This is a genomic window from Streptomyces sp. NPDC093591 (assembly GCF_044764885.1).
In the GTDB taxonomy this organism is placed as follows: Bacteria; Actinomycetota; Actinomycetes; order Streptomycetales; family Streptomycetaceae; genus Streptomyces.
Window position 1 is genome coordinate 602,845 of record NZ_JBIWIY010000003.1, and the last position, 20,744, is coordinate 623,588.

Below are 20,744 nucleotides of genomic sequence, written 5' to 3' on the forward strand. Positions count from 1 at the left end.
TGGCCAGATCAGCACCACGTCAGGGAGCGCACCGTGACCACGCCCACCGCGACCAACGGAAAGGGAGCCTCGCCCCAGGGGCCGTCGTCCATGGCAGGGGCGCCGTACCGCCGGGCCCGGGTCGACCCCCTCGCCGGCCTGCGCACGCCCGCCGACCCGCCCTGGGACGTGTACCTCACGGGCACGGTCTTCCTCGACATCATCTTCACCGGCCTCGACTCGGCCCCGGTGCGCGGGACGGAGTCCTGGGCGCGCGGGATGGGGTCGAGCCCCGGCGGCGTGGCGAACATGGCGACGGCCCTGTCCCGCCTCGGCCTGCGGACCTCCCTCGCGGCGGCCTTCGGTGACGACCACTACGGCGAGTACTGCTGGGACGCGCTGGAGCACGGCGAGGGCATCGACCTCTCGCCGTCGCGCACGGTGCCGGGCTGGCACTCGCCGGTGACGGTCTCGATGGCGTACGAGGGCGAGCGCACCATGGTCTCCCACGGCCACGAGCCGCCCCCGGAGGAGCCGGCGCCGGACTGCCCCCCGCGCGCGCGTGCCGCCGTGGCCTCTCTGGAGCCGGGCAAGCGGGCCCCCTGGATCGCGCAGGCCGCGAGCAAGGGCGCCCGCATCTTCGCCGACGTCGGCTGGGACGACACGGGGGCGTGGGACCTGGCGGGGCTGGCCGACCTGGAGCACTGCGAGGCCTTCCTGCCGAACGCCCAGGAGGCCATGCGGTACACGGGCACCGACTGCCCGCGCGAGGCGGCCCACGCCCTCACCGCGCACGTCCCCGTCGCCGTGGTCACCCTCGGCGCACAGGGCGCGTACGCGGTGGACGGACGGACCGGGGAGACGGCTGAGGTCCCCGCCATCGCCGTCGAGGCCCTCGACCCGACCGGCGCCGGAGACGTCTTCGTGGCGGGCTTCGTCACCGGCACCCTGGCCGACTGGCCGCTGGCCGACCGGCTGGCCTTCGCGGGCCTGACGGCAGCACTCTCGGTGCAGGAGTTCGGCGGCTCCCTGTCCGCCCCCGGCTGGGCCGAGATCGGCGCCTGGTGGCGCAAGGTCAGGTCCCTCGACCGGCAGGACCCCGAGGCCCTGCGCCGGTACGCGTTCCTGGCGGATCTGGTGCCGGAGGAGGAGGGCAGACCGTGGCCGCTGCGGCGGGCGGTGCCGACGATCGGGTTCCGCCGGTCGGCGTGACCGCCAGGCTGAAGTCAGCTCGGGGTGGACGGTGTCAGCACCACGAAGTCCGCCTTCGACGGGTCCACGCAGACGGCCAGGCGGCCGACGCCCTCCGCGTCCTCCGGCCCCATCTGCACACTGCCGCCGTTCTCGGTGACCTTGGCGACCGCGGCGTCGCAGTCGGTGACGTTGAAGACCGGGTGCCAGTACGGCCGCCCGTTCGTCAGCGTGAGGTTCTCCTCGGGCAGCTCCATGAGACCGCCCTGCATACGCTCCTCGGGCAGCCCGGCCGGCGTGATGAGGGTGTACGCGCCCCCGCCGCCCGGCAGCGCCATCTCACTGAACTGCCAGCCGAGGACACCGCCGTAGAACTCCTTCGCGCCCGCCGCGTCGCTCGTGTACAGCTCGGTCCACGACAGCGAGCCCGGCGCGTCCGCCAGCTCGAAGCCGGAGTTCTTCCCCGGCTGCCAGACCGCGAACTGGCCGCCCAGCGGATCGTTGTACTGCGCCATCCGCCCCCAGTCGTCGAGGTCCCGCGGCGCCACCCGCACCGAGCCGCCCGCGCGCTCGACGGCCTGGGTCGTCGCGTCCGCGTCATCGACGGTGTAGTAGATCATCCAGGCCGATCGCGCCCCCTCCTCGGTGAGCTTGCCGAGCCCGGCGACGGTCTTGCCGTCCTTCTTGAACATCCCGCCTTCGAAGTCCTCCGCCTCACCCATGGACTCGTACTCCCAGCCGAGCACCGCGCCGTAGAAGGCCGCGGCGGCCCGGACGTCTGGGGCACCGAGGTCGAGCCAACAGGGGGAGCCGGGAGCGAGGTCAGTGGTGATCATGACGAGTCCCTTCGCAGATCTTCTCTGCCCTCAGGGTGACACCGGCCCCGCCCACTCGCAGCCCCGCCGACACTCGCCCCCGCCGCCCCTACCCGTCCCATCCTTCTGGGGCTCCGCCCCAGACCCCGCTCCTCAAACGCCGGAGGGGCTGGATTTCAGCCCGTCCGGCGTTTGAGGACGAGGCCCGAAGGGCCGACAGCGGGGGTCCGGGGGCGGCAGCCCCCAGGGATGGGACGGGTAGGGGCGGCGGGGGCGAAAAAACGCCCCGCCCCTCAGCCCGCCGTAACCGTGGAACGCACCGCCCCGTCCGGCCCCGCCACCAGCACCGGAGTCCCAGCCCCGCCAAGGTCCCGCACAGCCGCCAGGTCCCCCTCCGAGACCCCCTCCGCCTCCGTCACGACCGCCGCCGCCTCCAGCGACTTGGCCCCGGACGCCACCGCCATCGCCACCGCCGTCCGCAGCGCACTCAGCTTCAGGGAGTCCAGGGCAACGGTCCCGGCGACATACGTACGGCCGGTCTCGTCCCGTACGGCCGCCCCCTCGGGCACACCGTTGCGGGCCCGCGCGGAACGGGCCAGGGTGACGATCTTGCGGTCCTCGGGGTCAAGCGCGCTGTTGTCGGTCATGACCTGAGCATACGAAGCGCCGCCCCGCCTACCCGGCCACGGGGTACATCGCCCCGCGCCGCCCCTCGGGCGACGCCAGCCACTCGAGCTTCGCCGCCGTGTTCGCCTCGTCCAGCGGAGTGTGCAGCACGATCGACAGATCCGGCCGCGCCGGCATCTGCATCACGCTCGACTCCAGGCACAGCAGCCCGACCAGCGGATGGTCCAGCTCCTTGCGGATCTGCCCGGCGTCCTCGATGTCCCGCCGCTCCCACAGCTCGCTGAACTCCGGGCTGGACGCCCTCGCCTCGGCCAGCACGGCCAAGAAGCCCTCGTCGTCGGGGGAGGCCGAGCACAGCGCGCGGAACTGCGCCACGACCGTACGGGCGTTCCGCTCCCAGCTCTTCGACCGCGCCCGGTACAGCGGATCCGTGAAGAAGTCGATCAGGCAGTTCCAGTTCCTGCCCGGCCGCATGCCGAGCACGGTCGCGGCCGCGTCGTTGTGCATCACGCCGTTGTAGTACCTGTCCATGATGTGCGCCGGATACGGCATCCACGCGTCGATCAGCCGCTGCAGCCCGTCGCACATGTCCCGCTTCTCGGGCGCCACTTCACGCACCGGCGGATTCATCCCGGCCAGCAGATACAGATGCCGGCGCTCGGCGTTGCTCAGCCGCAGCACGCGGGCCACCGAGTCCAGCACCTGCGGCGAGACGGAGATGTCCCGCCCCTGCTCCAGCCACTGGTACCAGGAGGCGCCCACCCCGGCGAGCACGGCGACCTCCTCGCGCCGCAACCCCGGCGTACGGCGCCGCGCCCCGCCGTCCGGCAGACCCGCCTCGGCCGGTGTCACCCGGGCCCGCCTGCTCATCAGGAACTCGCGCAGCTCGTGCCGCCGCCTGCTCTTCAGCGCGCCCTCGGACACGTACGAATCCCCCTCGTCCCGTTGGCTGGTGGTGCCACCACCAGGACAACTTCCCGCTCCCCACGGCTATTCCGGCACGAGCAGTCTCTTGCCCATGGCGATCGACACCACCAGTACAACCACCAGTCCCACCACGACCCCAGCGTTCGACACCCCCAGGCTGTCGACGCGCGACAAACTCGTCCTGTTCGTCCTGTGCGCGGCCCAGTTCATGGTCGCGCTCGACTTCTCCGTCCTGAACGTCGCCCTCCCCGTCCTCGGCGCCGACCTCGGCATGAGCCAGTCGGCACTGCAGTGGGCGGTCACGGCGTTCGCGCTGCCGTCCGGCGGCTTCCTGCTCCTGTTCGGCCGCATCGGCGACCTCTACGGCCGCCGCAAGCTGTTCCTCACCGGCCTCGCCCTGTTCGCCGCGGCCTCGGTACTCGCGACGTTCGCCTGGGACCCGGCGTCGTTCCTCGCGGGCCGCGCCCTGCAGGGCCTCGGCGCGGCGGTCATCGTCCCCACGGGCATGTCCCTGCTCACCACCACGTTCGCCGAGGGCCCCGCCCGGGACCGCGCCCTCGGCATCTCCGGGACGCTCATGTCCCTCGGCTTCACCATCGGCGTCGTCGCGGGCGGCGTCCTCACCGACGCGCTCGGCTGGCGCTCCACGATGGGCCTGCTCGCCGTCTTCGCGCTGATCGTGCTGCCGCTGGCCCCCGGCCTGCTGCCCGAGTCCCGCACCCCGCAGCGCCCCCACCTGGACGTCCCCGGGGCGATCACCGTCACCGGCGGTCTGCTCTCCCTGATCTACGCCCTGACCACGGCCGCCGACCACGGCTTCGCCCGCACCGACGTCATCTCGACGCTGATCGTGGGCCTCGCGCTCCTCACGGCCTTCGCGGTCGTCGAGTCCCGCACGTCCGCACCCCTGGTCTCGCTGCCCATGCTGCGCCGCCGCACGGTGGCCTGGGGCAACCTGGGCGGCCTGGTCACCTTCTCGATGATGTCGACCGTCGTCTTCGTCCTCACCCTGTACCTGCAGGAGATCCTGCACCTGTCGGCCTGGGAGACGGGCCTGGTCTTCGGCGTCCAGGGCGTCGTCTCGGTGATCGCGGGCTCGCTCACCCCGAGGTTCATCAGCCGCCTCGGCGCGCGCCGCACCCTCGTCGTCTCACTCGCCGGTCAGGGCGCCTTCATCTCCGCCCTGGTGTTCCTGAACGCCCACACCTGGTCCGTCTGGCTCGCCACGGCCGCCGTCTCGCTGGCGAGCATGTTCCACCTGGGCGCGATCATCTCCTACGGCCTGACGGTCACCTCGGGCGTCCCCGACGAGGAACAGGGCCTGGCCACCGGCCTGGTCACCTCGACCCAGCAGATCGGCATCACCATCGGCATCCCCCTGCTGGGCGTCCTCGCCACCACCTCCGACGACCTGCTGTCCGGCACTCGCACGGTGATGGCCCTGAACGCGGCGATCGTGCTGACCACGGCCGTCCTGCTGGCGGTGGCACTCGGTGCGGTGTCCCGCGGCGGGAAGCGGACGCGGGCCTGACGGGGGTGGGCCCGAGGAGAGAACTCCGAGCGGGCTCAGGGGCGGTCCAGGCGGAGCCGCTCGGCTCTCGGCAGACCGGCCACGACGAGGTCGTACGAGTCCTCGATGAGCTCCCGGACGACACGGTCCGGGAGCTCGCCGTCGACCGTCACCGTGTTCCAGTGCCGCTTGTTCATGTGGTAGCCGGGCGCGATCAGGCCGGGGTGCTCGGTGCGGAGCCGGACCGCGTCCTCCGGGTCGCACTTGAGGTTGACCTTCAAGGGCAGGGCGTCCATCCAGCTCAAGGCGAACATCTTGCCCTGGACCTTGAAGACCGAGATCTCCGGGGCGAACGGGAAGTCCTCCACGGCGGCGTTGAAGGACAGACAGAAAGCACGCAGCTCCTGAGGGGTCACTCCGCCTTCATCTCCTCCTCCTGGGCCTCGACTGGGCCCACCGGCTCCACGAGCACGGTCACGATCTTGTTCCGGCGCCCGGCCGCCGCCTCCGCCGTCAGCCGCAGTTCACGGCTGTCCGGCAGCTCGACCAGGGACGACGCCCCGGCGATCGGCACCCGGCCCAGCGCCTTCGCCAGCAGCCCGCCGACGGTCTCCACGTCCTCGTCGTCGTACTCGTCGAGGCCGTACAGCTCGCCGAGGTCGGTGATGTCCAGGCGGGCGGTGACCCGGTAGCGGTCCTCGCCCAGCTCCTCCACCGGCGGCAGCTCACGGTCGTACTCGTCGGTGATCTCGCCGACGATCTCCTCGAGGATGTCCTCGATGGTGACGATGCCGGCGGTGCCGCCGTACTCGTCGATGACGACGGCGACGTGGTTGCGCTCCTGCTGCATCTCGCGCAGCAGGTCGCCGGCGTTCTTGGTGTCCGGGACGAAGGCGGCGGGCCGCATGGCCGTGGACACCAGCTCGCTCTCCGCGTCCCGGCTGATGTGCGTCTTGCGGGCCAGGTCCTTCAGATACACGATCCCGACCACGTCGTCCTCGCTCTCCCCGACGACCGGTATGCGCGAGAAACCGGAGCGCAGGGCGAGGGTGAGGGCCTGGCGGATGGTCTTGTAACGCTCGATGACGACCAGGTCGGTCCGCGGGACCATCACCTCCCGCACCAGCGTGTCGCCCAGCTCGAAGACCGAGTGCACCATGCGGCGCTCGTCGTCCTCGATCAGCGACTCCTTCTCGGCGAGGTCGACCAGCGCCCGCAGCTCCGCCTCGGAGGCGAACGGGCCGCGCCGGAAGCCCTTGCCGGGGGTGAGGGCGTTGCCGATGAGGATCAGCAGATACGGGATCGGGCCCATGATCCGCGCGAGCGGCAGCAGCACGTACGCCGCCGCCGTCGCCGTGTTCAGCGGATGCTGGCGGCCGATGGTGCGCGGGGAGACACCGACGGCGACGTACGACACCAGCACCATGACCGCTATCGCGACCAGGAGGGCCTCGGTGGTGCTGTCGAACTCCTGCAGACAGGCGTACGTGACGAGCGCGGCGGCGGCCATCTCGCAGGCCACGCGCACCAGCAGCGCCACGTTCAGATAGCGGGTCGGGTCGGCGGCGACGAGCGCGAGTTTCTCGCTGCCGCGACGGCCGCCGCGTACGGCCTCCTCGGCGCGGAAGCTGGAGACGCGCGCCAGGCCCGCCTCCGCGCAGGCGGCGAGCCAGGCGACGACCACGAGGGCGATCGCGCCGGAGACGAGGGGGAGGTTCATGACACGGTCGGGGCCGGGGAGGGCCCCGTCATCCCCTTCTCCGAACGCCAGCCGTCCACGATGGCGGCCTGCAGGCCGAACATCTCGGCCTTCTCGTCGGGCTCCTCGTGGTCGTACCCGAGCAGATGCAGCACTCCATGGACGGTGAGCAGCTGGAGCTCCTCGTCCATGGAGTGCTGCGTGGGCGCTTCCGCCCCCTGCTTGGCGGCGACTTCGGGGCACAGCACGATGTCGCCGAGGAGCCCCTGCGGGGGTTCGTCGTCGTCCTTGGACGGCGGCCGCAGCTCGTCCATCGGGAAGGACATGACATCCGTCGGCCCCGGCAGGTCCATCCACTGGATGTGGAGCTGCTCCATGGCGTCGGCGTCCACGACGATCACCGAGAGCTCGGAGAGCGGGTGGATGCGCATCCGCGCGAGTGCGTAGCGGGCGATGTCGAGGATCGCCTGCTCGTCGACCTCGGTTCCGGACTCGTTGTTGACGTCGATCGACATGGTCGTGCTGTGTCTCTACTTCCCCTTGTGCCCGGCCTTGCCGCCCCGGCCCTTGTGCGAGCCGTTCTGGGTGCCGTGCTTGCTGTCGTACACCTCGTACGCGTCGACGATACGGCCGACGAGCTTGTGCCGGACGACATCGTGGGAGGAGAGCCGGGAGAAGTGGACGTCCTCGACGCCCTCCAGGATGTCCTGGACCTGCCGCAGACCGGACTTGGTGCCGTCCGGGAGGTCGACCTGGGTCACGTCACCGGTGATGACTATCTTCGAGTCGAAGCCGAGGCGGGTGAGGAACATCTTCATCTGCTCGGGGCTGGTGTTCTGGGCCTCGTCCAGGATGATGAAGGCGTCGTTGAGGGTGCGGCCACGCATGTAGGCGAGCGGCGCGACCTCGATGGTCCCCGCGGCCATGAGCCTGGGGATCGAATCCGGGTCGAGCATGTCGTGCAGCGCGTCGTACAGCGGGCGCAGGTAGGGGTCGATCTTCTCGTAGAGCGTGCCCGGGAGGAATCCGAGCCGCTCACCGGCCTCCACCGCGGGGCGGGTCAGGATGATGCGGTTGACCTGCTTGGACTGCAGGGCCTGCACCGCCTTGGCCATGGCGAGGTAGGTCTTGCCGGTACCGGCCGGGCCGATGCCGAAGACGATCGTGTGCTTGTCGATCGCGTCGACGTACCGCTTCTGGTTGAGGGTCTTGGGGCGGATCGTGCGGCCGCGCGAGGAGAGGATGTTCTGGGTGAGCACCTCGGCCGGGGTCTCGGCCGGGCCCTCGCCGTTCTCACTCGCTCTGAGCATGGCGATCGAGCGTTCCACTGCGTCCTCCGTCATCGGCTGTCCGGTGCGGAGCACCAGCATCATCTCGTCGAACAGGCGCTGGATGAGAGCGACTTCAGCGGCGTCGCCGACCGCGCTGATCTCATTGCCCCGGACGTGGATGTCGGCCCCCGGGAAGGCCTTCTCGATCACGCGCAGCAGGGAGTCGCCGGAACCCAGCACGGTCACCATGGGGTGCTGGGCGGGGACGGTGAACTGTGCTCTCGCCTGCCCCTGCGCGGGTGTGTGAGCTGTGGGTGTCTGAGTCATGGGCCGGCTCGTAGGCCTTGCTCGTCCTCCTCGATACGACTCGCCTGCCACTTGGGCGGCCTGGCGATTTCCAGGGTACGCCGGGGGACTGACAACGCCGTAGGCCTTTTCGGTTCCCACGGTGGCGCGGTGCTGCTCACGGCCGGTACGAGGCCCGTCACACCGGGTCCGGTTCCTCGCCCCCGCCGCCCCTACCCGTCCCATCCCCAGGGGCGCCGCCCCTTCGACCCCGCCCTCCTGGGGGTCTGCGGCCCCCAGACCCCCGCTTCGGCCCTGAACGGGCCTCGTCCTCAAACGCCGGACGGGCTGGGTTGGTCAGCCCCTCCGGCGTTTGAGGAGAGGGGGTCCAGGGGGCGGAGCCCCCTGGCGGGGTGGAAGGGGCCGAGCCCCTTCGAGGATGGGACGGGTAGGGGCGGCGGGGGCGAGGAAGCCGTCTCAGAAGCCCAGCTTGCGCAGCTGCCGCGGATCCCGCTGCCAGTCCTTCGCCACCTTCACATGCAGGTCCAGGAAGACCGGCGTCCCCAACAGCGCCTCGATCTGCCGACGGGACTTGATGCCGACCTCCTTCAGGCGCTTGCCCTTGGGGCCGATGATGATGCCCTTCTGGCTGGGACGCTCGATGTAGACGAAGGCGTGGATGTCGAGGAGCGGCTTGTCCGCGGGGCGGTCCTCGCGGGGAAGCATCTCCTCGACGACGACGGCGATGGAGTGGGGGAGCTCGTCGCGGACACCCTCCAGCGCCGCCTCGCGGATCAGCTCCGCGATCATCACCTGCTCCGGCTCGTCGGTGAGATCACCCTCGGGGTAGAGGGCCGGCCCCTCCGGCAGCAGCGGGACGAGCAGGTCGGCCAGCAGATCCACCTGTTTGGCGCCGACCGCCGAGACGGGGACGATCTCCGCCCACTCGAACCCGAGCTCCTTGCCGAGCTGGTCGATCGCGATGAGCTGCTCGGCGAGCGTCTTGCTGTCCACGAGGTCGGTCTTCGTGACGATCGCGATCTTCGGCGTCTTCTTGATGGACGCCAGTTCCTTGGCGATGAAGCGGTCACCGGGACCCAGCTTCTCGTTCGCCGGAAGGCAGAACCCGATCACGTCGACCTCGGCCCACGTGGTCCGTACGACGTCGTTGAGCCGCTGGCCGAGCAGCGTGCGCGGCTTGTGCAGCCCCGGGGTGTCGACCAGGATCAGCTGCGCGTCGGGACGGTGCACGATGCCCCGCACCGTGTGCCGCGTCGTCTGCGGCTGGTTGGCGGTGATCGCCACCTTCTGCCCGACCAGAGCGTTCGTGAGAGTGGACTTGCCCGCGTTGGGGCGGCCCACGAAGCAGGCGAAGCCGGCGCGGTGGGTAGCCTCGGCCGGCTGCTCGGATGACTGGGTTCGAACGCTCATGGGGCCCATTCTCCCTGATCCACAAGGGCCCGCCGCACCACGGGCACTCCGCCTCCCGCCCGGTGAGACTTCGGAAACCCCGGCGCAATGAAACCTCGCCGAAACAAATCCGTACGCGTCCGGAAACGCATGCCGGTGAATCTCTGACGAGCCCCCACCTCGATGGAGACGACCGTGACCCTCGCCGCCGCGCAGGCCGACACCGGCGACACCGCCTGGCTGCTCGCCGCCACCGCACTCGTGCTGCTGATGACCCCGGGCCTGGCCCTCTTCTACGGCGGCATGGTCCGCACGAAGAGCGTCCTCAACATGCTGATGATGAGCTTCGTGTCGATCGCGCTCGTCACCGTCGTGTGGCTGGCCTGCGGCTACTCCCTCGCGTTCGGGGACGACGCGTTCGGCGGGCTCATCGGCGGGCTCGACCACGCCGGTATGGCCGGGCTCGGACCGGACAGCGTCCAGGGGACCGTGCCCACCCTCCTCTTCGCCACCTTCCAGCTCACGTTCGCGATCATCACCGCCGCGCTCGTCAGCGGCGCCGTCGCCGACCGCGCGAAGTTCGGGGCGTGGCTGGTGTTCGTGCCCGTGTGGGCGCTGCTCGTATACGTTCCCGTCGCCCACTGGACCTGGGGCCCTGGTGGCTGGATCCTCGACCGCCTCGGCGCCCTCGACTTCGCCGGCGGTCTCCCCGTCGAGATCACCTCCGGCGCCTCCGGCCTGGCCCTCGCCCTGGTCCTCGGCCCGCGCCTCGGGTTCAAGAAGGACGCCATGCGGCCGCACAACCTGCCGATGGTCGTGCTGGGTGCGGGGCTGCTGTGGTTCGGCTGGTTCGGCTTCAACGCCGGTTCGGCCCTGGGGGCCAACGGGCTCGCGGCCGCCGCCTTCCTCAACACCCTCGCCGCCGGCTGCACCGGCCTGCTCGGCTGGCTCTTCGTCGAGCAGAAGCGCGACGGTCACCCGACGACGCTGGGCGCGGCCTCCGGCGCGGTCGCGGGCCTCGTCGCCATCACGCCCTCGTGCGGCTCGGTCTCCCTGCTCGGCGCGCTCGTCGTCGGCCTCGCCGCCGGTGTCGTCTGCTCCTACGCCGTCGGCTGGAAGTTCAAGTTCGACTACGACGACTCCCTGGACGTCGTCGGCGTCCACCTCGTCGGCGGCATCATCGGCACCCTGCTGATCGGCGTCTTCGCGACGGCCACGATGACCGGCGGCGCCGAGGGTCTCCTCTACGGCGGCGGGCTCGGGCAGCTCGGCAAGCAGGCGGTGGCCGTCGTCGCCGTGGCCGCCTACGCCTTCCTCGTCACCTACGGCATCGGCAAGGCCATCGACAAGGTCATGGGCTTCCGGGCGAGCGAGGAGCAGGAGCACACCGGCCTGGACCTTACGGTGCACGCCGAGACCGCTTACGATCACGGGGTCCTGGGGCACGGCGCCCCGGTCTCCGCGTCCGTCGCCTCCCCCGTCCCAGCCGCGCAGAAGGTCAAGAAGCAGGCATGAAGCTCATCACCGCGATCGTCAAGCCCTACCGGCTCGACGAGGTCAAGACCGCCCTCCAGGAGATCGGTGTGCACGGCCTGACCGTGACCGAGGCGAGCGGCTACGGCCGGCAGCGCGGCCACACCGAGGTGTACCGCGGCGCCGAGTACCAGGTCGACCTGGTGCCCAAGGTCCGGATCGAGGTCGTCGTGGACGACGCGGAGTCCGACGACGTCATCGACGCGATCGTGAAGGCCGCGCAGACCGGCAAGATCGGCGACGGCAAGGTGTGGGCGCTGCCGGTCGAGACGGTCGTACGCGTACGGACGGGCGAGCGCGGCCCCGACGCGCTGTAGCCGACGTCGTCGGCCGGGCACCGGGACCGCGCCCGTCAGAGCCTCAGTCGGGCATGGGCGTCAGTCGAGCACGGGCATCAGTCGAACACGAACGGGCCCGGCGACTGCGGCCCGGTCGCCGTGCACGTGATGGTGATGCCGAAGACGGTCATCTGCAGCGAGCCGCCGAAGGCCTCGAGGCTGTCGCCGGAGGCCACGGTGCCGCTGAGCGGGCCGACCTGGACGGGGTCGCCGGCGGCCATCGCCGGGTTCTCCGTGCCGGTGAAGCTGGTGGTGCCGCCGCTCGCCTTCACCAGGGTGAGCGTCGAGGAGATCGAGTCCTCCCCGAGCGCTATCGGCGCGGTGATGGCGGAGGAGTTGACGGTGATGGTGGCGGCGGTGCCGTCCTGGGTCGCCGTGAGCGTGGCCTCGCCGCCGCCGAAGCTGCCGCAGTCGGCGGTGATCGTGGCGGTGCCGGGGGCGACGGCGAGGGCGGCGGGTGCGAAGGCGAGGCCGGTGACCGCGAGGGCCCCGGCCACCAGCGCCGCACCTGCTCCGATGCGCGTTCGTCTCATGGGGATTCGCTCCCTTTCGGGGGTGGGGGATTTCCGTCTGCCTTGCGTGTGGAGGGTGGGGGAACTGCTCGGCAGGTGGGTACGGACACACTGCGTGGAGCTGAATCTGACGGTCCGTCGGAACCGCCGTTTCCATTGATGCGCGTGGGACGAGGGTCGGCAAGGGTGATTTCCGGCCTCAACTACCCACGAGTCAACTACCGGCCCCCTCAACCCCCTTCACCTGCAGCGTCGCCTCCGTCAACGCCGCCTCGGCCAGCGTCGCGGACGGTTCCGCGCGGACGCCGACGCCGATCTCCTCGTACGGCAGCTGTTCGTCCAGATGCACGGGCTCGCCCAACTCGCCCACGCCGGCTACATCATCGGCGTCTACGGCCCGGACGACGTCCTCGCCGGGGTGCTGAGGGACTTCGCGGTGGCGGCCGGGGACGATCCGCGGCGGGCGGCGGCCTCGGTCCGGTCAGGCCTGGCTGGGTGACATGTCCTGCAGGCCCACCACACGCAGGAGTCGCAGGCGTTCGTAGGCCTCCGTGCCCGGGCGGGCGGTGTGGACGACCAGCAGGTGGTGGTGCTCGTGGCTGACCATGACCTCGCAGTCCAGTTCCAGGAGGCCGACCAGCGGATGCACGAAGCGTTTCGTCGCCCGGTTGCGCTGGGACACCTCGTGCTCGTCCCACAGGCGCGCGAACTCCTCGCTGGACGCCCGCAGTTCGGCGACCAGCCCGGCCGGTTCCGGGTCGTCGGGGCGGGCCGCGGCCACCGCGCGCAGGGTGGCCACATGGGTGCGCGCGTGGCCGGCGAGGTCCTCCGGGGGGAACAGGGTGCGCGCGGCCGGGTCCAGGAAGAACAGACGGGTCAGGTTGCGCGAGCGGCGCGGGCGGGACATCACGTCGCCGACCAGCGCCTTGGCCATCGCGTTCTGGGCCAGCACCTCGCCGCAGTCGTTCACCACGTGCGCCGGGGTGTCGTGCAGCCGGTCCAGGATCAGCAGCAGCCCGGGACGCACATGCGCCGACGCCGTCTCGCGGCGCGGGGGCTCCTCGCCGGCCAGGTGGAACAGGTGGTCCTGCTCGACGTCGGTCAGGCGCAGCGCGCGGGCCAGTGCCGTCAGCATCTGGCGGGACGGGCGCGGGCCCCGGGACTGTTCGAGGCGGGTGTAGTAGTCCACCGACATGCCCGCCAGCTGCGCCACCTCCTCGCGGCGCAGGCCGGGCGTGCGACGCCGGGCGCCCGGCGTCAGGCCCACGTCGGACGGGGTCAGCCGGGCACGGCCACGGCGCAGGAAGTCGGCGAGTTCGGCTCGGTTCACCTCACCAGCCTGCGGTAGCGCTCCGCGCTTATCCAGGGACTGCCGATCCCCTGATCAACGGGTCTCTCCCGCTCGTACCGGCTCCGTCCGAGGGTGGTGGCACCAGACCGAGAGGAACCGATCATGTTGACACTGGTGACCGGCACGACGGGGCAGGTCGGCCGACGCTTCGTCCCGAGGCTGCTGGCGCAGCGCCGGCCGGGGGAGGAGGTACGGGTTCTCGTGCGTGATGCCTCGCGCGGCGAACCCTTCGCCGAACTCGGCGCCCAGGTCGTCGTGGGAGATCTGCGGGACACCGACACGCTCGGAAAGGCCGTCGCCGGGGTCGGCGCGGTCGTGAACGTCGCGGCGTCCTTCCGCGGGGTGCCGGACGAGGAGGCGTGGGCCGTCAACCGGGACGCGGCCGTGGAGCTGGGGCGCGCCGCGCAGGCCTCCGGCGTGCGGCGCTTCGTGCAGGTCAGTACGGGCATCGTGTACGGCGTCGGGCGGGGGCGCCCGCTGACCGAGGACGACGAGACCCGGCCCGGCGGCCCGATGTGGGGCGCCTACGGCGAGTCCAAGGCCGAGGCCGAGCGGGAGCTGCTCGGGATCGAAGGCCTCGACGTACGCGTCGCCCGGCTCCCGTTCGTCTACGGCGAGGGCGATCCGCATCTCGCCCAGTCGCTGATGTGGGCCGGGAACTGGGCGGCGACCCAGCGGCTGCACATGGGGCATCACGCGGACGTGGCCCAGGGGTTGCTGCGGATTCTGCATGCGCCGGGGATCGCCGGGCGGATCTACAACATCGCCGACGACGCGCCTGTGACGGCGGTGGAGTTGCACCAGCTGAACGGGGTCGAGGTCCCTGAGGAGCTGTATGCCCGGACCGATCCCGACCCGTGGCTTGTGATTACGTCCACGGAGCGGATTCGGCGGGAGCTGGGGTATCGGCCGGTGTATCCGTCGGTTTACGCCGCGAGGGAGGCCGGAGCGCTCTGAGGGGGTGCCGCGATGGGTGGTCGGGCGTCTGCAGGTGTGTGGGGGTTGATCGCGCCCGCGCGGCGGAGCCGCAAATCGATACAGCCCCGCGCCCCTGGGGGCGTTCTAGTCCACGCCTCTGATACGTCCCACCAACACCGCCCCCGCCAGCCCCGCCACCGCCGCCACCAGGTACAGCACCCGGTATCCGCCGAGGTAGGTGACGATCGGGGCGGCGAGGGCCGGTGCCGCCACCTGGGGCAGGGCGTTGGCCACGTTGATGACGCCGAGGTCCTTGCCGCGGTCCCCTGCCTTCGGCAGTACGTCCGTCATCAGGGCGAAGTCGACCGACATGAACACCCCGAGGCCGAGGCCCAGCAGTGCCGCCACGACGATCGCGCTGGGCCAGGTCTGCCAGACCGACAGCAGGACCGTGGCCGCCGCCATCAGCACCCCGGACCACATCACGAACGGTTTACGGCGCCCCACCCGGTCCGACCAGATGCCCCCCACCACGACCGTGGCGAGCAGGGTCACGCTGTTCACCGCGGTCAGGATCAGCACGCCCTGCTCGGGGTCCGCGTAGTGCAGACCGTCCCGCAGGTAGTACAGCAGGTAGAGGATCACGAGCGCGTTGCTGAGGTTGATCAGGAAGCGGGTCAGCCAGGCCCAGCCGAAGTCGGGGTAGCGGCGCGGGCTCAGCCAGAAGCCGCGGACGAACGCCCCCCAGGACCACGGCGGCCGGTTCGCAGCGCCCAGCCTGAGGTCCCCGTACCGCAGCACGTACGGCAGCACCCCCGCCACCGCGAACACCGCGCACGCCGCGTATCCCGCCGCGATCCCGCCCACCGCCGTCGCCAGCGCCGTCCCGGCGACCGCGCCGAGGATCTGCGCGGCCCCCAACCAGCCGCCCACCACGCCCCGTTGGAGCCGCGGCACCCGGTCCGGCACCGCGGCCGTCACCGCGGCGAAGGCCGCGTTCAGGGTCAGCTGGACCAGGCACCAGCCGACCGCCATCGTCCACAGCCCGTCCGCCCCGCCGAGCAGCAGCAGCGACAGTGCGCCGCCCGTCGCGCCGGTCACGATCCACGGCGTACGGCGACCCCAGCGGGCCGTGGTGCGGTCCGACAGCGCGCCGAAGAACGGGTTGGCCAGCAGTGACACGACCGCGCCCACGCCGGTCACCCACGCCAGCAGCGTCTCCTTCGACATCCCCGTGCCGGGCGCGAAGTCCTCCGCCTGCTGGGCGAGCAGGATCTGCAGCGGGCCGTACCAGCCGACCCAGATCGCCACGTTGGCCAGCGACAGCGCCGCCGTCCAGCCCCGGCCGACCCGGTCGACCGGCTCGGCGAGGGCGTCCACCGTCATCTCTGCGCCCGGAGCACGTCCCGCAGCCAGCCGTACGACGCCTTCGGGGTCCTGACGAGGGTCTCGTAATCCACGTGGACCAGCCCGAATCGCCGCGCGTACCCCTCCGCCCACTCGAAGTTGTCGAGCAGCGACCAGACGAAGTACCCGCGCACGTCCACGCCCGCCTCCAGCGCCCGGTGCAGCGCGCGGATGTGGCCGTCCAGATAGGCGATCCGCTCCTGGTCGTCGACGCCCTCGTACGAGCAGCCGTTCTCGGTGATGACGACGGGCGGCAGCCGGTCGCCGTACCGCTCGCGGAAGCCGGTGAGCAGCTCCGTCAGTCCCTCGGGGACCACCGGCCAGCCGAAGTCCGTCGTGGTCACGCCCTCGATCTCCCTTACCGAGAAAGGCAGTTCGGCGGGCATCCGCACCCCGCCGAACTCGATCTCGGTGCCCTGTGGGGCGCCCACGCGGGTCGGCGCGTAGTAGTTGATGCCGTAGAAGTCGAGCGGCTCCGCGATGACCTTCAGATCCGACGCGACGTCTCCCGGCATCAACTCGCCGAGCCCGGCCGGGTATTCGCCCAGCAGCAGGGGATCGGCGAAGAGACGGTTGAGGAGTACGTCGTAGAAGTCCGCCGCCTCCAGATCCGCCTGTTCCCGCGACGCCGGCCAGGTCGGCCCGTGCGAGTTGGCGATCCCGATGTCCGTGGCGCCGGCCGCGCGCAGGGCGCGTACGGCGAGACCGTGGGCCAGCAGCTGGTGGTGGGCGACGGGGAGGGCGTCGAAGAGCAGCTGCCTGCCCGGGGCGTGGGTGCCGAGGGCGTGGCCCAGCAGGGTGTGTTCGGCGGGTTCGTTGATCGTGATCCACTTCTGGACGCGGTCGCCCAGGCGTTCGGCGACCACGGACACGTACTCGGCGAACCGGGCCGCCGTGTCCCGGTCCAGCCAGTCCAGCGCGGCCGGCAGATCCCAGTGGAAGAGCGTCGGAACCGGCCGTACGCCCGCCGCGCACAGCCCGTCCACCAGGCGGTCGTAGAAGTCGAGGCCCTTGTCCGCACGCACCCGTGGCCAGGAGACCGAGAAGCGGTAGGCGTCCACGCCCAGGTCGGCCAGCAGGGCCACGTCCTCGGGGTAGCGGTGGACGTGGTCGCAGGCCACCGCCGCCGTGGAGCCGTCCTTCACCCGCCCCGGCTCGGCGGTGAACGCGTCCCACACGGACGGCTCACGCTCGTCCGCCGCGCCCTCGATCTGATGGGCCGAAGTGGACACGCCCCACAGGAAGCCGGCCGGGAACTGGGGTATCGGGTCAGTCGCCATGCGCCGGATCATCCGTACCGTGGGTAACGGAAGTCAACGCCCCGGCGTGAACCGGTCGTTACGCCCCTTCCTTCAGCACCCTGGAGATCAGCTTGCGCTGCTCGTCCGTGAGCCGGGGGTCCGAGCAGTACACCGTCTCGCCGTCCACGGTGATCTGGTAGCTGAAGCCGTCCGGAACCCCGATCGGGGGCGTGCCCCGGCCGGACGCGACCGCGCGCTCGGCCAGGGCCTGCCACTCCTGGGCGTCGGGCCGCCCCGAGGTGTCCACCTCGGCATGCCGCTCGATACCCGCGAATCCGCCCGTGCGCCGTACCTGAATACGCATGGGTTCCTGTCTAGTACGGACTCACAGGATCCGCACCCCGACCTGCTCCCATGCCTTCGAAACGGCCTGGAGCTCCTCGCCGCCGTCACCGAAGCGCTCGCGCGCGGCCTTGACGGTGAGCCCCGCGAAGTCGGTGAACAGGGCGCGGTCGCTCAGCTCGCCGCCGGTCAGGACGTCGTACCAGATCTGTCCCGCCTTCTCCCAGGCGTGGCCGCCGAGGGCGGTGGCGGCCAGGTAGAAGGCGTGGTTGGGGATGCCGGAGTTGATGTGGACGCCGCCGTTGTCGCGGCCGGTGCGGACGTAGTCGTCCATGGTCGCGGGCTGCGGATCCTTGCCGAGGACGTCGTCGTCGTAGGCGGTGCCCGGCTCCTTCATGGAGCGCAGGGCCTTGCCGGAGACGCTGGGGGCGAGGAGCCCGGCGCCGATGAGCCAGTCGGCCTCGGCGGCGGTCTGGCCGAGGGTGTACTGCTTGATCAGCGCGCCGAAGACGTCCGACATGGACTCGTTCAGGGCGCCCGGCTGGCCGTAGTAGGTGAGGTTGGCGGTGTACTGGGTGACGCCGTGGGTGAGCTCGTGTCCGATGACGTCGATCGGGATGGTGAAGTCGAGGAAGATCTCCCCGTCACCGTCGCCGAACACCATCTGCTCGCCGTTCCAGAAGGCGTTGTTGTAGTTCTCGTCGTAGTGGACCGTGGCGTCCAGGGGCAGGCCGTCGCCGTCGATGGAGTGGCGGGCGTAGGCCTTGAGGAAGAGGTCGAAGGTGGCGCCGAGGCCCGCGTAGGCGCGGTTGACCGTGGCGTCCTGGCCGGGGTCGGTGCCCTCGCCGCGGACTTTGGTGCCGGGCAGGGCGGTGCCGTGCTCGGCGTCGTAGATGGTGCGCAGCGGCTGGTCCGACGGTGCCTTCGCCGTCGGGGCGGCCGCGAGGGCGAACTCGGTCGTGACGCGGCGCCTGCCGCGCAGTTCGCTGTCGCGCATCAGGGTCCGCCGGGCGGGACCGGAGAGTGCGGGGTCGTCGTTCCGTGCCAGCTTGTCGAGGACGTGCGGCGGTACGACGGTGCAGAAGACGGGCTCGAAGCCCCCGTTCGTCGTCATGCCCGGCACCCTTGCACTGGGTCATCGACGTGTCACTACCCGCAACCATGATTGGTGAAATATGCGGACAGGGGGCCGCACGCTCCGTGACGAAGTGGTATGGCGCACTTTTTGTCCTATTCGTCCCGCGGGTCCCGCATACTGATACGACGCCCCGCACGCGGAGCGGCTCGGCTAGCATGCTGCGCATCATGCGTTTCGGGCTGCTTCTTCTTAGCTGCCGCGGCGAGGGCCTGTAGTCCAGGTCGACTCCCTCCCCGCGGAGCTTCGCGTTGCGTCGTCGGCCGTCCTTCCGGACATCCTGAGGAGCCCCGCAAACATGGCGAACCGCCAGCAGCCCAGCCCCATGCCGATCCACAAGTACGGCCGCTACGAGCAGGTCGACATCCCCGACCGCACCTGGCCGGACAACCGGATCACCGCCGCCCCCCGCTGGCTGTCCACGGACCTGCGCGACGGCAACCAGGCACTGATCGACCCGATGTCGCCCGAGCGCAAGCGCCGGATGTTCGATCAGCTGGTCAAGATGGGCTACAAGGAGATCGAGGTCGGCTTCCCCGCGTCGGGGCAGACGGACTTCGACTTCGTACGGTCGATCATCGAAGAGCCGGGCGCGATCCCCGACGACGTCACCATCTCCGTACTGACCCAGGCCCGCGAGGACCTGATCGAGCGCACGGTGGAGTCCCTGAAGGGCGCCAAGCGCGCGACCGTCCACCTGTACAACGCCACGGCCCCCGTCTTCCGCCGGGTGGTCTTCCGCGGCTCCAAGGACGACATCAAGCAGATCGCCGTCGACGGCACCCGCCTGGTGATGGAGTACGCCGAGAAGCTGCTGGGCCCGGAGACCGAGTTCGGCTACCAGTACTCGCCGGAGATCTTCACCGACACCGAGCTGGACTTCGCCCTGGAGGTCTGCGAGGCGGTCATGGACGTCTACCAGCCGGGTCCGGGCCGCGAGATCATCCTCAACCTGCCCGCCACCGTGGAGCGTTCGACGCCGTCCACGCACGCGGACCGCTTCGAGTGGATGAGCCGCAACCTGTCGCGCCGCGAGTACGTCTGCGTCTCCGTCCACCCGCACAACGACCGCGGTACGGCCGTCGCCGCCGCCGAGCTGGCGCTGATGGCCGGCGCCGACCGCGTCGAGGGCTGTCTGTTCGGGCAGGGCGAGCGCACCGGCAACGTCGACCTGGTCACCCTGGGCATGAACCTGTTCTCCCAGGGCGTCGACCCGCAGATCGACTTCTCCGACATCGATGAGATCCGTCGTACGTGGGAGTACTGCAACCAGATGGAGGTCCACCCGCGCCACCCGTACGTGGGCGACCTGGTCTACACGTCCTTCTCCGGCTCCCACCAGGACGCCATCAAGAAGGGCTTCGACGCCATGGAGGCCGACGCGGCCGCGAAGGGCGTCACGGTCGACGACATCGAGTGGGCCGTGCCCTACCTGCCGATCGACCCGAAGGATGTCGGACGGTCGTACGAGGCGGTCATCCGCGTCAACTCGCAGTCCGGCAAGGGCGGTATCGCGTACGTCCTGAAGAACGACCACAAGCTGGACCTGCCGCGCCGGATGCAGATCGAGTTCTCCAAGCTCATCCAGGCGAAGACGGACGCCGAGGGCGGCGAGGTCACCGGCTCCGACATCTGGGCGGTCTTCCAGGACGAGTACCTGCCGAACCCCGACAACCCGTGGGGTCGTATCCAGGTCAAGAACAACCAGTCGACCACCGACACCGACGGCGTGGACACGCTGAAGGTGGAGGCCACGGTGGAAGGTCAGGACACCGTCCTGACCGGCTCCGGCAACGGTCCGATCTCGGCCTTCTTCGACGCGCTGCAGTCGATCGGCATCGACGTACGGCTGCTGGACTACCAGGAGCACACGATGAGCGAGGGTGCGTCCGCGCAGGCCGCCTCGTACATCGAGTGTGCGATCGACGGCAAGGTTCTGTGGGGGATCGGGATCGACGCCAACACGACGCGGGCCTCGCTGAAGGCCGTGGTGTCCGCCGTCAACCGGGCGGCTCGTTAGCGGTTCCCCTGTGGGGGAGGGGTGCGACTACGGATGTGCCGCGATGCGTTGTCGGTCGCCTGACGCGCCGTCGTGGCTGGTCGCGCAGTTCCCCGCGCCCCTTCGGGGCGCGCCCCGCCCGCCGTATACCGGTGGGCGGGGTCGTCCGTTTTCGGCCATTGACCTGTGCAGGTCACGGAAAGGTCTCGTTCGGGGTACTGACTCCACGTCGCTGATGTGGCTAACATCACGCA

At 70.7% G+C, this 20,744-nt stretch carries 22 protein-coding genes; 7 read left to right on the plus strand and 15 right to left on the minus strand.

All coding sequences use genetic code 11. The features are described 5' to 3' along the window. The first annotated feature begins 90 nt into the window (after window positions 1-90). Complete coding sequence (locus ACIREI_RS09295) at window positions 91-1,191, plus strand: carbohydrate kinase family protein (RefSeq protein WP_403329475.1); 1,101 nt, start codon at window positions 91-93, stop codon at window positions 1,189-1,191. Window positions 1,192-1,205: 14 nt separating this feature from the next. On the opposite strand, the gene ACIREI_RS09300 is transcribed toward ACIREI_RS09295, so the two are convergent. The 3 genes from ACIREI_RS09300 to ACIREI_RS09310 form a co-directional block, all read right to left on the minus strand. Beyond that, window positions 1,206-2,006 (minus strand): VOC family protein, encoded by an 801-nt coding sequence (locus tag ACIREI_RS09300; protein ID WP_403329348.1) that lies wholly within the window; start codon window positions 2,004-2,006, stop codon window positions 1,206-1,208. 272 nt (window positions 2,007-2,278) lie between these two features. Next, window positions 2,279-2,632, minus strand: a complete 354-nt coding sequence (locus tag ACIREI_RS09305; RefSeq protein WP_403329351.1) for a cytidine deaminase — start codon at window positions 2,630-2,632, stop codon at window positions 2,279-2,281. Between the two features lie 28 nt (window positions 2,633-2,660). After that, window positions 2,661-3,482 (minus strand): helix-turn-helix transcriptional regulator, encoded by an 822-nt coding sequence (locus ACIREI_RS09310; RefSeq protein WP_403329478.1) that lies wholly within the window; start codon window positions 3,480-3,482, stop codon window positions 2,661-2,663. Between the two features lie 148 nt (window positions 3,483-3,630). On the opposite strand from ACIREI_RS09310, the gene ACIREI_RS09315 reads away from it, so the two are divergent. Further along, the gene (locus tag ACIREI_RS09315; protein WP_403329354.1) at window positions 3,631-5,070 is read left to right on the plus strand and encodes an MFS transporter; all 1,440 of its coding nucleotides are present in this window, start codon (window positions 3,631-3,633) and stop codon (window positions 5,068-5,070) included. A 35-nt stretch (window positions 5,071-5,105) separates the two neighbouring features. Here the strand turns inward: ACIREI_RS09315 and ACIREI_RS09320 are convergent, their stop codons facing one another. The 5 genes from ACIREI_RS09320 to era form a co-directional block, all read right to left on the minus strand. Beyond that, entirely contained in the window at window positions 5,106-5,465 is a 360-nt protein-coding gene (locus ACIREI_RS09320; protein ID WP_403329357.1) for an MmcQ/YjbR family DNA-binding protein, read from the minus strand. Then, the gene (locus tag ACIREI_RS09325; protein ID WP_403329360.1) at window positions 5,462-6,769 is read right to left on the minus strand and encodes a hemolysin family protein; all 1,308 of its coding nucleotides are present in this window, start codon (window positions 6,767-6,769) and stop codon (window positions 5,462-5,464) included. The genes ACIREI_RS09320 and ACIREI_RS09325 overlap by 4 nt, the downstream gene beginning before the upstream one ends. Continuing rightward, window positions 6,766-7,263, minus strand: coding sequence for an rRNA maturation RNase YbeY (gene ybeY / locus ACIREI_RS09330; RefSeq protein ID WP_383450981.1), 498 nt, complete (start codon window positions 7,261-7,263; stop codon window positions 6,766-6,768). Before ybeY ends, ACIREI_RS09325 begins: the two co-directional genes overlap by 4 nt. Window positions 7,264-7,278: 15 nt before the next feature. After that, window positions 7,279-8,346 (minus strand): PhoH family protein, encoded by a 1,068-nt coding sequence (locus tag ACIREI_RS09335; protein WP_403329363.1) that lies wholly within the window; start codon window positions 8,344-8,346, stop codon window positions 7,279-7,281. Window positions 8,347-8,781: 435 nt separating this feature from the next. Continuing rightward, the gene (gene era, locus ACIREI_RS09340; RefSeq protein ID WP_403329366.1) at window positions 8,782-9,744 is read right to left on the minus strand and encodes a GTPase Era; all 963 of its coding nucleotides are present in this window, start codon (window positions 9,742-9,744) and stop codon (window positions 8,782-8,784) included. 153 nt (window positions 9,745-9,897) lie between these two features. Between era and ACIREI_RS09345 the strand changes: the two genes are divergently transcribed. Continuing rightward, window positions 9,898-11,229: an ammonium transporter gene (locus ACIREI_RS09345; protein ID WP_403329369.1), complete on the plus strand. Its 1,332-nt coding sequence runs from the start codon at window positions 9,898-9,900 to the stop codon at window positions 11,227-11,229. After that, on the plus strand, window positions 11,226-11,564 hold the full coding sequence (locus ACIREI_RS09350; protein ID WP_302000812.1) for a P-II family nitrogen regulator: 339 nt from the start codon (window positions 11,226-11,228) through the stop codon (window positions 11,562-11,564). The genes ACIREI_RS09345 and ACIREI_RS09350 overlap by 4 nt, the downstream gene beginning before the upstream one ends. Before the next feature lie 77 nt (window positions 11,565-11,641). On the opposite strand, the gene ACIREI_RS09355 is transcribed toward ACIREI_RS09350, so the two are convergent. Beyond that, window positions 11,642-12,118, minus strand: coding sequence for a hypothetical protein (locus ACIREI_RS09355; protein ID WP_403329372.1), 477 nt, complete (start codon window positions 12,116-12,118; stop codon window positions 11,642-11,644). A 193-nt stretch (window positions 12,119-12,311) separates the two neighbouring features. Beyond that, entirely contained in the window at window positions 12,312-12,446 is a 135-nt protein-coding gene (locus ACIREI_RS09360; RefSeq protein WP_403329375.1) for a hypothetical protein, read from the minus strand. On the opposite strand from ACIREI_RS09360, the gene ACIREI_RS09365 reads away from it, so the two are divergent. Continuing rightward, window positions 12,441-12,596, plus strand: coding sequence for a hypothetical protein (locus ACIREI_RS09365; protein ID WP_403329378.1), 156 nt, complete (start codon window positions 12,441-12,443; stop codon window positions 12,594-12,596). The genes ACIREI_RS09360 and ACIREI_RS09365 overlap by 6 nt on opposite strands. On the opposite strand, the gene ACIREI_RS09370 is transcribed toward ACIREI_RS09365, so the two are convergent. Then, the gene (locus ACIREI_RS09370) at window positions 12,579-13,427 is read right to left on the minus strand and encodes a helix-turn-helix transcriptional regulator (protein WP_403329381.1); all 849 of its coding nucleotides are present in this window, start codon (window positions 13,425-13,427) and stop codon (window positions 12,579-12,581) included. The genes ACIREI_RS09365 and ACIREI_RS09370 overlap by 18 nt on opposite strands. A 123-nt stretch (window positions 13,428-13,550) precedes the next feature. On the opposite strand from ACIREI_RS09370, the gene ACIREI_RS09375 reads away from it, so the two are divergent. Beyond that, window positions 13,551-14,405 carry an NAD-dependent epimerase/dehydratase family protein gene (locus tag ACIREI_RS09375; RefSeq protein WP_403329384.1) on the plus strand — a complete coding sequence of 285 codons (855 nt, stop codon included), beginning with the start codon at window positions 13,551-13,553 and terminating at the stop codon, window positions 14,403-14,405. 105 nt (window positions 14,406-14,510) lie between these two features. Here the strand turns inward: ACIREI_RS09375 and ACIREI_RS09380 are convergent, their stop codons facing one another. Genes ACIREI_RS09380 through ACIREI_RS09395 form a run of 4 tightly spaced genes read right to left on the minus strand, consistent with a single transcriptional unit; the run spans window position 14,511 to window position 18,470 of the window. Further along, entirely contained in the window at window positions 14,511-15,752 is a 1,242-nt protein-coding gene (locus tag ACIREI_RS09380) for an MFS transporter (RefSeq protein ID WP_403329387.1), read from the minus strand. Continuing rightward, window positions 15,749-17,065 (minus strand): GH1 family beta-glucosidase, encoded by a 1,317-nt coding sequence (locus ACIREI_RS09385; RefSeq protein ID WP_403329390.1) that lies wholly within the window; start codon window positions 17,063-17,065, stop codon window positions 15,749-15,751. The genes ACIREI_RS09380 and ACIREI_RS09385 overlap by 4 nt, the downstream gene beginning before the upstream one ends. A 46-nt stretch (window positions 17,066-17,111) precedes the next feature. Further along, window positions 17,112-17,378, minus strand: a complete 267-nt coding sequence (locus ACIREI_RS09390; protein WP_384776914.1) for a protealysin inhibitor emfourin — start codon at window positions 17,376-17,378, stop codon at window positions 17,112-17,114. Window positions 17,379-17,399: 21 nt separating this feature from the next. Continuing rightward, window positions 17,400-18,470: a M4 family metallopeptidase gene (locus ACIREI_RS09395; RefSeq protein ID WP_403329393.1), complete on the minus strand. Its 1,071-nt coding sequence runs from the start codon at window positions 18,468-18,470 to the stop codon at window positions 17,400-17,402. Between the two features lie 319 nt (window positions 18,471-18,789). Here ACIREI_RS09395 and leuA point away from each other — a divergent pair, with 319 nt between their 5' ends. Then, window positions 18,790-20,511, plus strand: a complete 1,722-nt coding sequence (gene leuA, locus ACIREI_RS09400; protein ID WP_403329396.1) for a 2-isopropylmalate synthase — start codon at window positions 18,790-18,792, stop codon at window positions 20,509-20,511. The last annotated feature ends 233 nt before the right edge of the window (window positions 20,512-20,744 follow it).

Excerpts from the sequence above, each read along its gene's own strand:
- ACIREI_RS09365 (WP_403329378.1), top strand. The coding sequence starts at position 12,441 with ATGCACGGGCTCGCCCAACTCGCCCACGCCGGCTACATCATCGGCGTC.
- ACIREI_RS09390 (WP_384776914.1), bottom strand. The coding sequence starts at position 17,378 with ATGCGTATTCAGGTACGGCGCACGGGCGGATTCGCGGGTATCGAGCGG.
- ACIREI_RS09355 (WP_403329372.1), bottom strand. The coding sequence starts at position 12,118 with ATGAGACGAACGCGCATCGGAGCAGGTGCGGCGCTGGTGGCCGGGGCC.
- ybeY (WP_383450981.1), bottom strand. The coding sequence starts at position 7,263 with ATGTCGATCGACGTCAACAACGAGTCCGGAACCGAGGTCGACGAGCAG.
- ACIREI_RS09395 (WP_403329393.1), bottom strand. The coding sequence starts at position 18,470 with ATGACGACGAACGGGGGCTTCGAGCCCGTCTTCTGCACCGTCGTACCG.
- ACIREI_RS09375 (WP_403329384.1), top strand. The coding sequence starts at position 13,551 with ATGTTGACACTGGTGACCGGCACGACGGGGCAGGTCGGCCGACGCTTC.
- ACIREI_RS09335 (WP_403329363.1), bottom strand. The coding sequence starts at position 8,346 with ATGACTCAGACACCCACAGCTCACACACCCGCGCAGGGGCAGGCGAGA.
- era (WP_403329366.1), bottom strand. The coding sequence starts at position 9,744 with ATGGGCCCCATGAGCGTTCGAACCCAGTCATCCGAGCAGCCGGCCGAG.
- ACIREI_RS09300 (WP_403329348.1), bottom strand. The coding sequence starts at position 2,006 with ATGATCACCACTGACCTCGCTCCCGGCTCCCCCTGTTGGCTCGACCTC.
- leuA (WP_403329396.1), top strand. The coding sequence starts at position 18,790 with ATGGCGAACCGCCAGCAGCCCAGCCCCATGCCGATCCACAAGTACGGC.
- ACIREI_RS09380 (WP_403329387.1), bottom strand. The coding sequence starts at position 15,752 with ATGACGGTGGACGCCCTCGCCGAGCCGGTCGACCGGGTCGGCCGGGGC.
- ACIREI_RS09305 (WP_403329351.1), bottom strand. The coding sequence starts at position 2,632 with ATGACCGACAACAGCGCGCTTGACCCCGAGGACCGCAAGATCGTCACC.
- ACIREI_RS09350 (WP_302000812.1), top strand. The coding sequence starts at position 11,226 with ATGAAGCTCATCACCGCGATCGTCAAGCCCTACCGGCTCGACGAGGTC.
- ACIREI_RS09295 (WP_403329475.1), top strand. The coding sequence starts at position 91 with ATGGCAGGGGCGCCGTACCGCCGGGCCCGGGTCGACCCCCTCGCCGGC.
- ACIREI_RS09315 (WP_403329354.1), top strand. The coding sequence starts at position 3,631 with ATGGCGATCGACACCACCAGTACAACCACCAGTCCCACCACGACCCCA.
- ACIREI_RS09345 (WP_403329369.1), top strand. The coding sequence starts at position 9,898 with ATGGAGACGACCGTGACCCTCGCCGCCGCGCAGGCCGACACCGGCGAC.
- ACIREI_RS09385 (WP_403329390.1), bottom strand. The coding sequence starts at position 17,065 with ATGATCCGGCGCATGGCGACTGACCCGATACCCCAGTTCCCGGCCGGC.
- ACIREI_RS09310 (WP_403329478.1), bottom strand. The coding sequence starts at position 3,482 with ATGAGCAGGCGGGCCCGGGTGACACCGGCCGAGGCGGGTCTGCCGGAC.
- ACIREI_RS09325 (WP_403329360.1), bottom strand. The coding sequence starts at position 6,769 with ATGAACCTCCCCCTCGTCTCCGGCGCGATCGCCCTCGTGGTCGTCGCC.